Source organism: Alkalihalophilus lindianensis, assembly GCF_032843265.1.
Classification (GTDB): domain Bacteria; phylum Bacillota; class Bacilli; order Bacillales; family Bacillaceae_D; genus Alkalihalophilus; species Alkalihalophilus lindianensis.
The window spans coordinates 212343-227262 of sequence record NZ_JAWJBA010000005.1; the positions used below are offsets into that span (position 1 = coordinate 212343).

The following is a 14920-nucleotide window of genomic DNA, read 5'->3' on the forward strand; positions in this document are numbered from 1 at the left end:
AACTACAAGCTCAATATTTTCAATATTTGAAAAGTTGGCACGTCTCTTGCAATGTATATAAGCAAGAACAAAGGGAGGGTTGTCTATGAATGTTTCAACAGTGCACTTACCTAGAAGTATTTACTATGGACAAGGAAGCTTTGGAAAAGTTGGGGAAGAAACAGCTAAACTAGGAACGAAAGCATTAATTATTAGTGATCGTGTCATGGAGAAACTAGGAAACTTAAAAAACTGCCATACTCACTTACAACAAGCTAACATCTCTTATGTAGATTTTCTTGATATTTCGAGTGAGCCTACAGATGAATATGTTTATGATGCATTAATGCTTGCACAAAAGGAAAATTGTGATGTAGTCGTTGCACTAGGAGGAGGAAGTTGCATTGATACGGCAAAAGCTGTTGCTGTGGTAGCAACGAATAAGGGCGAGATCAGTGATTATATGAATCTAAAGACACTTGCTACAAATAAGCCTCTGCCGCTGATTGCGATTCCGACTACAGCTGGGACGGGTTCGGAGGCGACTGATGTTACGGTTATAACGAATACGAGCAATGATGTAAAGATGATGATTAAGCAACCAGCTTTTATGCCTGAAATTGCTATAGTTGATCCTGTTTTAACGATTTCATCTCCAAAGAATACAACAGCTGCTACCGGTATTGATGCTCTAACACACGCACTAGAGGCTTATATTTCTAAGAAGGCTCAACCTTTTACCGATCACCTGGCGCTTTCTGCTATTAAACTCATTACAGAAAATATTCTAGAAGTTTACCATAATGGAGCGAATATTGAAGCAAGAGATAAAATGATATACGCATCAATGCAAGCAGGTATGGCCTTTTCTAACGCATCAGTGTGTTTAGTACATGGAATGTCGAGACCATTAGGTGCCTTGTTCCATGTTCCTCATGGAATCTCTAATGCAATGCTATTACCAGCCATTCTAGATTATACCAAGGATGCTTGCCAAGAGAGATTAGCTGAAATCGGTCGATTCTTATACCCAAATATGAAAGGGGTTACAGAAAAGGAACTTGCCAATGCAGTCGTTACTCATATATTACGCCTATGCCATCAACTAAATATACCTAATATTAAAACATGGGGTGTAGAAGAACAAAAGTTTGAAGCTGCATTAGAGAAAATGGCAAAGGATGCGCTTCTTAGTGGAAGTCCAGCTAACAACCCAAAAGTACCAGATGAAAAAGAAATTATTTCTTTATATAGACATGCTTATACGTTTGAGTATTCGCTTAAGACCGTATAAACATGGGCAACAACTGATTACTTTTTATCTTTTAAACTATAACTATAAAAGGAGTTTTTCTTATGAAAGTGCAAACAAAAGCTTTATTAAAGAATTTTATTAATGGCGATTGGGTAGCATCTAAATCTACTGAAGTCGAAATTGTACCAAACCCTGCAAATGGTGAAGAAATTGCACGTGTGCCATTATCAACAAAAGAAGATGTAGACCTAGCGGTGACAACCGCTAAAGAAGCTTTTAAAACGTGGAAGAAGACTCCTGTGCCAAAAAGGGCACGTATTTTATTTAAGTATCATCAGTTATTGATGGAACATTATGATGAGTTAGCTCGTCTTATTACGAAGGAAAATGGGAAATGCTATGACGATGCTTATGGGGAAGTTCAACGTGGGATTGAGTGTGTTGAGTTTGCAGCAGGTGCACCTAGCCTTATGATGGGAGAGGTACTGCCTGATATTGCAACAGATATAGAGTCTAGTATGTACAGATATCCTGTTGGGGTAGTAGGAGGGATTTCTCCTTTTAACTTCCCGATGATGGTTCCTTGTTGGATGTTCCCACTAGCAATCGCTTGTGGTAATACCTTCATTCTGAAGCCTTCTGAGCGTACGCCATTGTTGGCACAACGATTAGTAGAGTTATTTGTTGAAGCAGGGTTGCCAAAAGGTGTCTTAAATTTAGTTCATGGTGCACATGATGTTGTAAATGGCTTGCTTGAACACAAGAATGTCGATGCGATTTCTTTTGTTGGCTCGCAACCAGTAGCTGAATATGTATATAAGACTGGCGCTGGATATGGCAAGCGAGTACAAGCTCTTGCAGGTGCTAAAAATCATTCAATCGTTTTAGCTGATTGTGACTTGGAAAAAACGATTCAAGGGATTGTTGGAGGAGCTTTTGGTAGTGCCGGCCAACGGTGCATGGCAACTTCCGTTGTGGTTGTTACAGAGGATATTGCTGACACCTTTATTTCAAAATTAACAACAGCGGCTGATCAGTTAGTTTTGGGTGATGGCTGTGATACATCTGTAAATCTTGGTCCGGTCATCCGTCAATCTCATTTAGACAAAGTACACCAAGCAATTGAAGAAGGAATCGAGGAAGGCGCAACCTTAGTTCGAGATGGACGTAAGGATGGACAAGACTTAGATGGGTACTTTTTAGGAGCAACGATTTTCGATCATGTTACAACAGAAATGAACATCTGGAAAAATGAAATATTTGCTCCGGTGTTATCGATTGTGCGAGTGAAGGACTTAACAGAGGCAATTGAAGTTACCAACGAGTCAGACTTTGGGAATGGCTCAGTACTCTATACGGATAGTGCAAAAGCTGTTCGTCAGTACCGTGAGGATATAGAGGTCGGCATGCTTGGTGTGAACGTCAATGTCCCAGCACCAATGGCCTTCTTCCCATTCTCTGGATGGAAAAACTCTTTCTATGGCGATTTACACGCTAATGGGAAAGATGGAGTAAACTTCTATACGAAAAGAAAAATGATGACGGCTCGTTATTAATTATAAGGAGGTTAGGTAAACGTAAAACCACCCGTCTATATGTGTAGACGGGTGGTTTCTTTAACTTGCTAAACTTTCCTCACCGATAGCTGAAGCAATCGTTTCTAAGGTGGTTACATCTGTTACATCAAAGGCAATCGGTTGACGAGTACGTACAACCAGCATACCGGTTTCTTCTCCTGCAGCATTTTTAATTGGGAATTTTAGTTCACCGTTACATTCCCACTTTAGATCATCTTCAAGGCAAGAAGCTGCTACTAGCTTATGATCTAGCTTTTCATACATATAGATCCCTACCCAATCGATGTACGGTACTTGTTCAACAAGGCTTTCCACCGTTTTATCAAAAATCGATTGCAGGCTAGCACGTTTGTATACATGAGCCATGATTTGTAGGGATGCAACATCTGTTGGTATAGACACGAACAATCTCTCCTCCGTTATGTGATTCCTTCATTTATTCTATCAGAGATAACAGGTGAATCGACCTAGTAAGTTTAGGAAGAATGGGTGATACATGCTATAATAGGAGCCGGAAAAGAGGACGGAGTTGATAACATGAAACCATCACATAAAAAACACGCCAAAAGTCCATCAAAGGATCAGCAGTCAGTCCAATTAAAAGTTGGTCAACAGATGCCATTAACGATAAAACGCCTCGGAATAAATGGAGAAGGTGTAGGCTATTTCAAGCGGAAAGTAGTCTTCGTACCAGGTGCTCTTCCAAACGAAGAAATTGTTGCCGAGGTAACAAAAGCTGGGGCGAGGTTCACAGAAGCAAAAATTGTGAAGATCCGTAAACAATCAAAAGAGCGAATTGAGCCACCTTGCCCAATTTACGACCAGTGCGGAGGGTGTCAGCTGCAGCATATGGAATACGCAGCAACATTACGGGAGAAACAAGATATTATTAGGCAAGCTTTTGAACGGCACACAAAACTTAAGATGGAAAAGCTCGTTATTCAAAAAACCATTGGTATGGATGACCCGTGGTACTACCGTAATAAAAGCCAGCTGCAAGTAGCTAAGAAAGATGGGCGTGTGATTGCGGGATTGTACGCGATGAACTCTCATAAGTTAATCGATTTATCTGCTTGTATGGTCCAACATAAGGCAACGAACAAAGTGACGAGAGTGATGAAACAAATTTTAGCAGACTTAAATATTTCGATTTACGATGAACGTAAGCATCAAGGGGTCATTCGCACGATTGTTACACGAGTAGGGTTTGAGACTGGTCATGTACAAGTGGTGTTGGTAACGAATGAAAAAGAAATTCCAAGAAGAGATGTCTTGCTTGATGAAATACAAAAGCGTTTGCCTGAAGTTAATTCGCTTATGCAAAATATTAATGGGAAGAAAACCTCGTTAATCTTTGGTGAGGAAACGGTTCATCTTTCGGGAGAAGAAGTAATTGAAGAGAAGCTAGGCGATATTTCCTTTGAACTATCCGCCAGAGCTTTCTTTCAACTAAATCCTATTCAAACAGTTAAGCTTTATAATGAAGCAAAACGTGCAGCAAAGTTAACAGGTACTGAAAAAGTGGTGGATGCTTATTGTGGAGTAGGGACGATCGGCTTGTGGTTAGCGGACGGTGCTTCTGAAGTTCGAGGGATGGATGTGATTGAGGCTTCGATTATTGATGCAAGAGTAAATGCTGATAATCATGGCTATAAGCATTTCACCTATGAAGTAGGCACAGCGGAAGAGTGGCTACCTAAGTGGGTAAAAGAAGGGTGGAAACCAGATGTCGTTGTGGTGGACCCACCACGAACAGGCTGTGATGAGAAGCTATTAAAAACAATTGTTGAAGTGAAGCCAAAACGTGTGGTCTATGTTTCGTGTAATCCATCTACTTTAGCTAAAGACATTGAGCATTTACGAACCAAGGGATTTAAGGTTGAAAATGTTCAACCAGTTGATATGTTCCCATGGACAGCACAAGTTGAAAGTGTGACGATTTTAACCAGAACATAATAGAGAGAGCAATTAGGAGTAACTACCTAATTGCTCTTTTTCTTTTTTAGTGAAGAAAAAGTGAAGGACTAAGAGGATTATAGCCTCTCTATTATGAATAAGTATGTATAAAGAGTAGAGGGGGATTCAATTGGCGACTCAGACGGGTGTGGAACAAAGTACGATAAAAACAAAAAAGCGGTGGCCAAAATTTCTCGCTTGGTCGCTAGCTGGGGTGTTGCTGATCCTTCTGGCAATAGGTATATGGGCGTATATGCAAGTAATGAAACCGATCCCGCTCGTTGAAGGAGAAGTGACCTTGTCAGCTCTTTCCGCTCCGGTATCTGTGTGGAGAGATCAATCAGGGGTCCCACACATTGAAGCTAGTAGTGATAGAGATCTCTATATGGCACAAGGGTATGTGACCGCTCAAGATCGTTTATTTCAAATGGACTTAAGTCGTAGACAAGCTTCTGGAATGTTAAGTGAAGTAGTTGGTGAGGCTGCACTTGATACCGATAAATTTTTCCGGACATTTGGATTAAGGAGAGCTGCTGTGGCATCTGCTGAGTTGTATTCAGATGAAGCTAAAGAAGCTCTTGAAGCTTATGCGATTGGGGTTAATGCTTTTATTGGTGAAGCCAAAGATAAAGGAACGTTGCCTATTGAGTTTAGGATCCTAGGGTATGAACCAACGGAGTGGACGGCTACAGACTCACTGACGATTGGTAAGTATATGGCCTTTGATTTAGGGGGGCATTGGGAAGGGCAAGCCTTTCGTTATTATCTAGCACAAAATTTTTCTGATGAAGAAGCGCTTGAGTTGTTTCCTACTTACCCTGAAGAAGGGGCTCTCGTGATTGAGGAATTGCAAGCCTATGAGTTGGATCTGAGAGATCGTTTTTTAGCAGCGGTTATTCCCGATCCATTCAATGGTAGTAATAACTGGGTAGTAAGCGGAGAGAAGACGGAAACTGGGTTACCTTTACTTGCTGATGATCCACATTTAAGTCTAGCAACTCCTGCGATTTGGTATGAAAGCCATCTCCAGTCGCCTGAGCAGAATGTAACGGGTGTTATTTTTGCTGGCGTCCCTGGCATTATTTTAGGGCACAATGAAGATATCGCTTGGGGTGTGACAAATGTAGGGCCGGATGTGCAGGATTTATATATAGAAAAACGAAATGAGGAAAACGCTTACCTTTTTGAATACATGGGGGAATGGGAGGAAGCGACTGTTTTTCAAGAGGATATTAAAGTGAAAGACCAAGAAGATGTACCTTATGAGGTAGTAGTGACAAGACATGGCCCGATCATCTCAGAGTTTGCTTATGATGAGCAGGATGAATATGCTCTCTCTCTTAAATGGACAGCTCATCTTCCATCACCAGAGTTAGAAGCCGTGTTGAAATTTAATAAAGCAACAGATTGGGATACATTTATGGAGGCATTGGAATCATTTCATACTCCTGCACAAAACTTTGTCTTTGCTTCAACGGACGGGACGATCGCTTACCGAGCAAATGGATTGATTCCGATTCGCTCAAAAGGAGATAGCTTGATTCCTGTGCCTGGCTGGACTGGTGAATATGAATGGGAAGGGTTTATCCCGTGGGACGAACTGCCAACTCTAGTAAATCCGGAAAAGGGCTTTATCGCAACCGCCAATAATAAAATTGTGGATGATGAATACCCTCATCACCTTACTCATACGTGGGCCCAACCTTTCAGGCAGCAACGAATTTATGATGTGCTAGAAAATGGAGATATGCTCACCACAGAGGATATGAAAATGCTTCAAAATGATATTCATAACTTACAAGCTGAAGAAATGCTTCCTATTTTGCTTGATGGAGTTAACGAATCGTCAGAACTAAGAGAAGAAGATGAAGGTGCGCTACTCTTATTGAGTGAGTGGGATTTTAAAGATCATAAAAGTTTAGGTGCTCCTCTTGTTTTCCATTTATGGATGCAGCAACTATCAGATGAGTTGTTTAAAGAACGAATTGATGAATCGATGATGGACTTATTTGATAACCGAGCTGGAGCGGTTGATGAAATAATACGTCGGGTAAATCGAGGCGAGGAGAGTCAATGGATCGAAGCGCAAGGTGGGATGGAGGAGTGGCTATTAACCTCCTTGCAGAAAACAACAGACCGTATCATTGATCTTCAAGGAAGGGATGCAAATGATTGGAATTGGGGTGAATTTCATTCCATTGCGTTTGCACATCCACTTTCAAGTGTTAAGCCATTACACTTACTCTTTAACCAAGAGCCAACTCCATTAAGTGGAAGTCGAGTAACAGTCATGGCAGCTAGTTGGAATGCAGAAACAGGAAAGGTTACAAGTGGAGCAGGTTGGAGAGGTGTGATGGACCTTGCTGATTTATCTAGAAGTGAGCATGTGGTAGGTCCTGGTCAATCAGGACATGTGAGAAGTCCTTGGTATCACAATCAAATTGAAGACTGGACATCAGCAGGATACCATAAGACATTATTGAATCCTGAAGAATATCAAACGGAAAGTAAGCAGCTTCTATTAACACCATAAAAAAAGTCCTCTATGCAATGATTCGCATAGAGGACTTTGTCTTTGCTTAAGCTTCGGGTTGATGTTGAGTAATAGTTGTTTGTTGTTGATTGAGCTCTTCTGCTTGCTTATAGGCATCAACCATACCCCAAATCCACATAATTGGATATGTGATAAAGCCAATGATAACAAAGCAGAGCAGTGCATTGATAAATTGAATGAACATGAATAATAGCCCTTTACCAATTTGACCATTATAGATTTGACCAAGACCGCACCATAATGCACTTAATACTGCTGCAAGACCAGCATTTTTTAGCGGTTGCACGGGTGGTGACATCTAATCGCCTCATTTCTAAGTTGATGTACGTTTGGATGGGATGAAAAAGCAGTACATCATTATGTATGTCAGAAAAGAGTAATTTATTCTTTTAGGTCCACAAATGAAAAGATTTTCTTTTAAAGGGTAAGCGCGTTATAATGAGACGATTAAAGGGGTGGAGGGATTTAACGAATGGAACGCATTCAGCTAACAGAAGATTTATCATTCTCTCGTTTTGTGCATGGTTTATGGCGATTATCAGATTGGAATCTCACAAAGGAAGAGACATTGTCGCTCCTCTTAAAGACATATGAAGCAGGAATTACAACGTATGACCATGCTGATATTTATGGGAGTTATACATGTGAGGAGCTATTTGGTGAGGCTTTAGCATTGAATCCTTCATTGCGTGAGAAGATTGAAATTGTCACAAAGTGCGGGATTGTACTTGAATCGAAGAATCGACCAGAGCATCAGTCTCATCACTATAATACGTCTAAGGAACATATTATAGCTTCCGCTGACCGCTCATTGAATAATTTACAAACTGACTATATTGATGTGCTCTTAATTCATCGCCCTGATCCAATGATGGACCCGAGTGAGGTTGCTGAAGCATTTACCACCTTAAAAAAGGACGGAAAAGTAAGAGCGTTTGGCGTGTCGAACTTCAAAGACCATCAGTTCACAATGCTACAATCTTATTTAGAAGAGAAGCTTGTGACAAATCAGATTGAAGTCTCGCCTTATGAACTAGAGAACATGGATGATGGCACGCTTAATCTTTGTCTGCGTGAGCGCCTAACCGCAATGGCATGGTCACCTCTTGCAGGAGGAAAGCTTTTCACTGGGACGGACGACAAAAGTCTTCGTCTACGTGAGACGCTAACTAAAGTACAAGAGGAAATAGGAGCAACTGGTATTGATCAAGTTGCCTATGCTTGGCTTTTAAAACACCCAGCTAAGATTATGCCAATTGTGGGGTCAGGTAATATTAATCGTATCAAACAAGCAATAGATTCTAAAAATATGGAATTAAATCTAGATCAATGGTTTGAGATTTTACACAGTTCAATGGGACATGACGTACCTTAATAAAACAGGATATAGCCCTCTAAGTGATCGCTTAGAGGGCTATTTTTTATAGATAATCTTGAACACTTACAACTTGGCCATTAGGAAATGCTTCGCTCGAAACTAGCGAAAAGAGAACATCAGCGACTCTTTGGGGAGGAAGGAGCTTTCCTTCTTTTTTGTAATTCTGAAAGGTCTCGACATTCAGGAAGTCTTCTTGTGAGGAGGAGCGAATTTCTTCTTGCATGTCGGTATCCATAATCCCAGGATGAAAAGAGATAATGTTAACAGGAAGATTCGCTTCTTGTTGATCGAGAGCAGCACCTTGACTAAATAAATCTAGTGCTGCCTTCGCGCTTCCATAACTACTCCATCCGTAAATTGGTTTCTTAGCAGCACCAGAAGACACATTAATGATCCGCTTTTCAATAGGGAGAGAAGAGGTTATTTTACAGAAGGACGAGATGATTAACATAGGAGCTAATAAGTTTACATGTTGATTTTTAATGATTTCTTCTGGTTCGCATCTCTCAATCGGCTTAATAGGGGCCACCATTCCAGCGTTATTAATTAAATGAATGCTTGTTGCATCCTTCAGGTTGATGACATCAAATACTTGTTTCATGAGAGAGTCGATCTCATGAATATTAGCCAAATCAAAGGAAAGTTGTGAGAGTATCCCACCTTTCACACTTACATACTGTTGTAAATCAGTATTTTCAGTGCGAGCAATACTTATGATATGAGAGTTACCACTTGCAAAGGTTTTTACAATCTCTTGGCCTAATCCTTTAGAAGCACCAGTCACAATTAAATAGTTCATATTTTTCCTCCCATTCATTAGTAATTATTATTTTATCATAGAGTTAGAGTTAAATACTGTATTGCTGCATATCAAAGTAAGAATACTTGTGATATTCTGACATAAGGAGATTATTGCTGAAATTGGGGTGGCTTTATGAAAGGGAAATGGAGCACAAAAGATGAGCTTATAAACTTATTAAAACAACTAACAACAGTTGAAAGTGTAGTAGGAACATCCAAGGAAGTTGAAATGGGAGAGAAGATTGAACAATTACTCGGAGAGATTGAATATTTCAAAGAATATCAAGACAAGGTCTACCGTATTCCTGTTAAAAACGATCATTGGAATCGATTTAATGTTGCCGCTATATATGAAGGCGATCCCAATGATCAAAAAGCGTATGTCTTACTTAGCCATTTTGATGTAGTAGGTATTGATGACTTTGGTCAATACAAACATATAGCGTTTGATAGTGACCGTTACACCAAGCAAATGCAGCAGTTAGAAGATGTCTCACCAGAGGTCGCAGCAGATATTGAAAGCCGCGAGTGGCTATTTGGGCGAGGTGTGATGGATATGAAGGCAGGGCTAGCTATTCAAATGGCTGTTTTAGCTGATGCGATTGAACAAAAGAAGAAAGTAAATTTAATATTACTTTCCACACCTGATGAAGAACGCAATTCAGAAGGGATGTTAGCTGCAATTGAGTGGTTAGCTTGTCTTAAAGAATCAAAACAATATCAGCATATAATAGGGTTATGTTCTGAACCTAGCTTCACTAGCTTTCCAGGGGACACAGCTAAATATATTTATACGGGCTCGGTTGGAAAAATGTTGCCTCTTGTCTGTGCGGTAGGAAAGGAAACACATGTAGGAGAACCACTAGCTGGGGTGAACGCTTCTTGGATGATTTCTGAAGTGGTCAGTGAGATGGAGCTATCTGAACGTTTTTTTGAGCAGAGTAAAGATGAGTTAGTCCCACCACCTACTGTATTACGTTTAAGTGATTTGAAATATGAATACAATGTGCAAACCCCGACGTTTGCCTATGCCACCTTCAATGTCCTTACCTACACAAAAACGGCTCAAGAGGTATTAACTGAAGTGAAGAAAGTGGCTGAAGAGTGTGGAGAGAAAATGGATCAGCGCTTAGAAAAACGGTATCAGAGGTATTATGTTAAGCAGAAAAATCCACCTATCTCCGTTTATACATATGGTCAGCTAAAAGAAAAAGGGATCGCCTTGTATGGGCAAACGTTTCTCGACCAATTGGAGTCCATTTCAAAGCGTGTTTACCAAAATGGGGGAGATACGCGTGATGTTACGATCGCATTAGCTAAAGAGGTCGGGGATTACTTTATAGAACTTGCTCCTTTTTATCTCGTCACATTAGCACCACCGTATTACCCAGCGGTCCGTTTAAATGCTCAAGAACCTTTTGAGGCGAGATTACTAGAGGAAGTAGGGGAATTGCAAAAATGGACTGAAGAAAGGTTTGGTGAGGTGATTACTCAAAAAGATTACTTTCCAGGACTTTCTGATGTGAGCTATGGGAAGATAGAGGATGGATTATCAGTCAAACAAACGCTTGAAAAAGAAATGCCTACGCTCTCAAATGGGTATGACCTACCCCTAGATGCAATGCAAAAGTTGCAAATGCCAACCGTAAATATCGGACCTTTCGGAAAAGATGCGCACAAGCGCACAGAGAGACTGCATGTGCCGTTCTTTACGGATATAGCACCACAGATGTTGATACGGTTTATTGATCAAATGACGAAAAAATAAGAAAAGGGAGAAAGGACGCCAAGGCATCTTTTCTCCCTTTATCGATTCCACTTCTCATTGCCAAAGCTCCACCGACCTCTCACCTAACCGAACACTTCCGTTTTCTTGTCTAGCTGCAGCCAGACAAGTTGCCTCCGCTTTTCTTACAGCACTTTACTTAGGAAGGATTTTAGTCTTGGGTGTTGTGGGTCATCGAAGATTTGGTTTGGTTCGCCTTCTTCCATGAAAATGCCTTCGTCAATAAAGAAGACACGATCGCCAACTTCTTTGGCAAAGCCCATTTCGTGGGTGACGACAACCATCGTCATTCCTTCTTTGGCAAGATCCTTCATGACCTCAAGCACTTCTCCTACAAGCTCTGGGTCAAGGGCAGAGGTTGGTTCGTCAAACAACATGATTTTGGGATTCATTGCAAGAGCTCTAGCAATGGCTACCCGTTGCTTTTGACCGCCTGATAAGCTATTAGGATAGACGTCAGCTTTCTCTGATAGTCCTACTTTATCAAGTAAGGACCTAGCAAGTGTATCTGCTTCAGCCTTCGCCATGCCTTTAACTTTGATAGGTGCTAATGTAATGTTCTCTAGCACCGACTTATGAGGGAAAAGGTTAAAATGCTGAAATACCATTCCGACTCTTGAGCGTACGTCATTAATATTTACTTTTGGGTCAACTAAATTACTACCATCTACTATAATCTCACCAGCTGTAATATCTTCAAGTAGATTTATACAACGTAAGAATGTACTTTTACCAGATCCTGAAGGACCAATTACACAAACTACTTCTTTTTCATGAATCTGAGTCGTGATCCCTTTTAATACTTCTGTTTCTCCAAAAGATTTTCGTAGGTCATTTACTTTTATCATTAGCGATCTAACCTCCGTTCAATTCGGCGTAAAAATACACTAGCTGGTATGGTGATGAGTAAGTAGAGTGCACACACCATTAAATACGGTTCGAAATATGTAAACGTTGCGGCTGAGTATTGTCTACCTTGATACAACAGCTCTCCAACAGCAATTACCGAGAAGAGAGACGTGTCTTTTAAACTAATAATAAATTGATTCCCGAGTGGTGGGATCATTCTTCTTAATGCTTGAGGCCAAATGATATAACGCATTGTCTGAGTTGAACTTAAACCTAATGAGCGACCTGCTTCTCGTTGTCCTTTTTCAATTGATTCAACGGATCCACGAACGATTTCTGCGATATAGGCACCAGCGTTAAGAGCAATGGCAATAATAGAGGCTGTCACTTTATCTAATGTAATCCCTAGTAAGTCTGGAAAACCAAAATAAATGAATAGGATCTGTACTAAAATAGGAGTACCACGAACGACTTCTACATAAACCGTTGCCAGACCGTAGATGAATTTGTTATTAGAAATTCTAGCAAGTCCAACAAATGCACCAATGACAAAACCAATTAATACCCCGACAAGTGTAATGAGTAAGGTTAATTGAACACCTTTTAGTAAGTAAGGAAGGACATTCATATAATGAGGACTGATGAATGCGAATGTTGTCAACGTTCTCACCTCAATTTTTTTATATTTGGTAGGATTTAATAAAAAAGGCGCGACACTTATTGTCGCGCCACCTATTTATTTACATGCCTTCAGGACGCTCACCAAACCATTTCTCATATAAGTCAGCATACGTGCCATCTTCCATAAGAGTAGTAAGTGCTTCATCCGCTATATCACGAAGCTCAGATCCTTTTGGAAAAGCAATTCCGTATTCTTCACCTGTTAATGGTTCACCAATTGTTTTTAATTGGCCGCCACCTTCTGTAGAGGCATAATACTGAACGTTTGGAATGTCATAAATAACTGCATCAGCACGTCCTTGAATGACATTCTGGTACGCTTCTGTAATTTGTGGGAATGCTTCAGGGGTGCCGCCTGTATTTTCACGGATATACGTTTCGCTAGTTGAGCCAGTACGAGTTGCTACTGTTTTACCATCTAGATCATCAACCGAATTAATTTCATCATTATCAGCTTGAACCGCAACAATCAATCCAGCTTCATAATAAGGTTGAGAAAAATCGATGTTTTCCTTACGTTCTTCTGTAATCGTCATACCAGCGATTCCGATATCAAAGCGACCAGAACCAATCCCTGCAACAATTCCATCAAATTCCATGGCTTCAAATTCAATATCGAACCCTGCCTCATCAGCAATAGCAGTCATTAGATCAATATCAAATCCAACAAGTTCTCCTGTCTCCTCATCAAGAAATTCAAACGGGACATAAGCATTGTCTGTTGCAACAACATAAGATTCTCTTTCACCCTCGTCTGTTGTAGCTTCTCCCTCAGCCTCACCACTAGTGTCTTCACTCGATCCACAGGCCGTGGCTACTAGTAATAGACCACCGAACAATATGGATTTCCAGTAACTCTTCTTCATCAAATTCCCCCTTTTTTTATATAAGAGTCATATGTAGGATTGCTTAAGACTCTATGTTACAGAATTATAACATAAAATAAAATTTTCTGAAAATAATTAGTGGACTTATGATAAAAATGGTAAAGATATATTTATTTCCAACGATTAGGCATGGAAATTCATACTTTTGTCCCGATTGGGCTCAAAAACTGGTATATTAAAACTAGTAATAAAAGGATGGTTGAATTCTGGTAGAAGAGGGTAGTTGAATGGACGCATGGTAAAATGAGCTTAACTGAGGATTAGATGTGTACAAAAAAAGAAGTTAATTGAAGCAGAAGATAATCATACTGTAGTAAATATCTAAATAAAGAATGTATAAGTACCAAGGATGGAAAAGTTAGGGGGGAGCTAGTATGAATCTGTTTAAAGCTCATATTGTTCATCCGCATACTCAAATTCCATTGATCGTCTATTTCAATGAACGCGATGGGTATGTAACGTTTGAAAAAGATGAAGATGTTTTAAAAGTATTATTTGAATTGAAGGATGAATTAAGAGAAGATACGCTATTCCAAGTGAATCTTGAGCAAGCATCGAATATTTGTCTGACTCAATATCCGGTAGATGATTTGTCCGAAGCGATCTTGTTTTTGACGAAGCTAGGTGTAGATGAGGCTGATGTAGAATTTAAACAAATGCTCATACATTAAAGAAGCAGATTCTTTATTTCTTATAGCGAAAGCCCCGTAAAAATTAAACTTTTACGGGGCTTTTTTAATAACTATTGATTAATCCTCATCAACTGGATAAACACCATTCTCGTCATGCGTTTCTTTACCTGTGATAGGTGGGTTAAATACACAAACCATACGCATATCTGTTTTAGCACGTAAGAGATGCTCATCATGCTGATCTAACGCATAGATTTCATCTTTTTTAATTGGCCACACTTTATTATCTTTAAGTGTTTCTACTTCACCTTCACCTTCAATGCAATAAACAGCTTCAAGATGATTTTGATACCAGATATGTGTTTCAGTACCAGCTTTAATCACCGTATCATGTACAGAATATCCCATGCCATCTTTCTTTAGAAGAAGACGACGGCTTGTCCAGTTTTCACCTTTTACTTCTTGTTCTGAACCGATAATGTCTTTAAGTGCTACTACTTTCATGTCTGCATACCTCCGTATTGTTAGTGTGAAATGTCTTAGTTGATATGGGGGGGCTAAGTTAGTCAATAACCCCCCCTTGAT

At 40.0% G+C, this 14920-nt stretch carries 14 protein-coding genes; 7 read left to right on the forward strand and 7 right to left on the reverse strand.

Going from position 1 to position 14920, the window contains the following annotated elements; translation table 11 throughout:
* Window positions 1-85: 85 nt before the first annotated feature.
* The gene (locus RYX56_RS15915; RefSeq protein WP_317123033.1) at window positions 86-1273 is read left to right on the forward strand and encodes an iron-containing alcohol dehydrogenase; all 1188 of its coding nucleotides are present in this window, start codon (window positions 86-88) and stop codon (window positions 1271-1273) included.
* A gap of 62 nt (window positions 1274-1335) precedes the next feature.
* Window positions 1336-2790: a CoA-acylating methylmalonate-semialdehyde dehydrogenase gene (locus RYX56_RS15920; protein WP_317123034.1), complete on the forward strand. Its 1455-nt coding sequence runs from the start codon at window positions 1336-1338 to the stop codon at window positions 2788-2790.
* Between the two features lie 60 nt (window positions 2791-2850).
* On the opposite strand, the gene RYX56_RS15925 is transcribed toward RYX56_RS15920, so the two are convergent.
* Window positions 2851-3213, reverse strand: coding sequence for a hypothetical protein (locus RYX56_RS15925; protein WP_047973730.1), 363 nt, complete (start codon window positions 3211-3213; stop codon window positions 2851-2853).
* Between the two features lie 135 nt (window positions 3214-3348).
* Here RYX56_RS15925 and rlmD point away from each other — a divergent pair, with 135 nt between their 5' ends.
* Complete coding sequence (gene rlmD, locus RYX56_RS15930) at window positions 3349-4767, forward strand: 23S rRNA (uracil(1939)-C(5))-methyltransferase RlmD (RefSeq protein WP_317123035.1); 1419 nt, start codon at window positions 3349-3351, stop codon at window positions 4765-4767.
* Between the two features lie 130 nt (window positions 4768-4897).
* Window positions 4898-7300 (forward strand): penicillin acylase family protein, encoded by a 2403-nt coding sequence (locus RYX56_RS15935; protein ID WP_317123036.1) that lies wholly within the window; start codon window positions 4898-4900, stop codon window positions 7298-7300.
* Window positions 7301-7346: 46 nt separating this feature from the next.
* On the opposite strand, the gene RYX56_RS15940 is transcribed toward RYX56_RS15935, so the two are convergent.
* Entirely contained in the window at window positions 7347-7619 is a 273-nt protein-coding gene (locus RYX56_RS15940) for a hypothetical protein (protein WP_317123037.1), read from the reverse strand.
* A gap of 174 nt (window positions 7620-7793) precedes the next feature.
* On the opposite strand from RYX56_RS15940, the gene RYX56_RS15945 reads away from it, so the two are divergent.
* Window positions 7794-8696 carry an aldo/keto reductase gene (locus RYX56_RS15945; RefSeq protein ID WP_317123038.1) on the forward strand — a complete coding sequence of 301 codons (903 nt, stop codon included), beginning with the start codon at window positions 7794-7796 and terminating at the stop codon, window positions 8694-8696.
* Window positions 8697-8742: 46 nt separating this feature from the next.
* Here the strand turns inward: RYX56_RS15945 and RYX56_RS15950 are convergent, their stop codons facing one another.
* Window positions 8743-9498, reverse strand: a complete 756-nt coding sequence (locus RYX56_RS15950) for a (S)-benzoin forming benzil reductase (protein ID WP_317123039.1) — start codon at window positions 9496-9498, stop codon at window positions 8743-8745.
* 135 nt (window positions 9499-9633) lie between these two features.
* Here RYX56_RS15950 and RYX56_RS15955 point away from each other — a divergent pair, with 135 nt between their 5' ends.
* Entirely contained in the window at window positions 9634-11268 is a 1635-nt protein-coding gene (locus RYX56_RS15955) for a M20/M25/M40 family metallo-hydrolase (RefSeq protein WP_317123040.1), read from the forward strand.
* Between the two features lie 143 nt (window positions 11269-11411).
* Here the strand turns inward: RYX56_RS15955 and RYX56_RS15960 are convergent, their stop codons facing one another.
* The 3 genes from RYX56_RS15960 to RYX56_RS15970 all read right to left on the reverse strand — a co-directional run bounded on the left by RYX56_RS15960 (window position 11412) and on the right by RYX56_RS15970 (window position 13682).
* Entirely contained in the window at window positions 11412-12134 is a 723-nt protein-coding gene (locus RYX56_RS15960) for an amino acid ABC transporter ATP-binding protein (protein ID WP_317123041.1), read from the reverse strand.
* Window positions 12134-12763, reverse strand: coding sequence for an amino acid ABC transporter permease (locus RYX56_RS15965; RefSeq protein WP_317123077.1), 630 nt, complete (start codon window positions 12761-12763; stop codon window positions 12134-12136). The genes RYX56_RS15960 and RYX56_RS15965 overlap by 1 nt, the downstream gene beginning before the upstream one ends.
* Before the next feature lie 112 nt (window positions 12764-12875).
* Window positions 12876-13682 carry a glutamine ABC transporter substrate-binding protein gene (locus RYX56_RS15970; protein WP_317123042.1) on the reverse strand — a complete coding sequence of 269 codons (807 nt, stop codon included), beginning with the start codon at window positions 13680-13682 and terminating at the stop codon, window positions 12876-12878.
* Between the two features lie 395 nt (window positions 13683-14077).
* On the opposite strand from RYX56_RS15970, the gene RYX56_RS15975 reads away from it, so the two are divergent.
* Window positions 14078-14374, forward strand: coding sequence for a hypothetical protein (locus RYX56_RS15975; RefSeq protein ID WP_317123043.1), 297 nt, complete (start codon window positions 14078-14080; stop codon window positions 14372-14374).
* Between the two features lie 78 nt (window positions 14375-14452).
* On the opposite strand, the gene RYX56_RS15980 is transcribed toward RYX56_RS15975, so the two are convergent.
* The gene (locus RYX56_RS15980) at window positions 14453-14839 is read right to left on the reverse strand and encodes an ectoine synthase (protein WP_047973466.1); all 387 of its coding nucleotides are present in this window, start codon (window positions 14837-14839) and stop codon (window positions 14453-14455) included.
* Between the last annotated feature and the right edge of the window lie 81 nt (window positions 14840-14920).

What these genes read in the sequence shown, in the direction of transcription:
- RYX56_RS15975 (WP_317123043.1), top strand. Translation starts at nt 14,078, where the DNA reads ATGAATCTGTTTAAAGCTCATATTGTTCATCCGCATACTCAAATTCCA.
- RYX56_RS15920 (WP_317123034.1), top strand. Translation starts at nt 1,336, where the DNA reads ATGAAAGTGCAAACAAAAGCTTTATTAAAGAATTTTATTAATGGCGAT.
- rlmD (WP_317123035.1), top strand. Translation starts at nt 3,349, where the DNA reads ATGAAACCATCACATAAAAAACACGCCAAAAGTCCATCAAAGGATCAG.
- RYX56_RS15960 (WP_317123041.1), bottom strand. Translation starts at nt 12,134, where the DNA reads ATGATAAAAGTAAATGACCTACGAAAATCTTTTGGAGAAACAGAAGTA.
- RYX56_RS15945 (WP_317123038.1), top strand. Translation starts at nt 7,794, where the DNA reads ATGGAACGCATTCAGCTAACAGAAGATTTATCATTCTCTCGTTTTGTG.
- RYX56_RS15915 (WP_317123033.1), top strand. Translation starts at nt 86, where the DNA reads ATGAATGTTTCAACAGTGCACTTACCTAGAAGTATTTACTATGGACAA.
- RYX56_RS15970 (WP_317123042.1), bottom strand. Translation starts at nt 13,682, where the DNA reads ATGAAGAAGAGTTACTGGAAATCCATATTGTTCGGTGGTCTATTACTA.
- RYX56_RS15965 (WP_317123077.1), bottom strand. Translation starts at nt 12,763, where the DNA reads ATGAATGTCCTTCCTTACTTACTAAAAGGTGTTCAATTAACCTTACTC.
- RYX56_RS15940 (WP_317123037.1), bottom strand. Translation starts at nt 7,619, where the DNA reads ATGTCACCACCCGTGCAACCGCTAAAAAATGCTGGTCTTGCAGCAGTA.
- RYX56_RS15955 (WP_317123040.1), top strand. Translation starts at nt 9,634, where the DNA reads ATGAAAGGGAAATGGAGCACAAAAGATGAGCTTATAAACTTATTAAAA.
- RYX56_RS15980 (WP_047973466.1), bottom strand. Translation starts at nt 14,839, where the DNA reads ATGAAAGTAGTAGCACTTAAAGACATTATCGGTTCAGAACAAGAAGTA.
- RYX56_RS15950 (WP_317123039.1), bottom strand. Translation starts at nt 9,498, where the DNA reads ATGAACTATTTAATTGTGACTGGTGCTTCTAAAGGATTAGGCCAAGAG.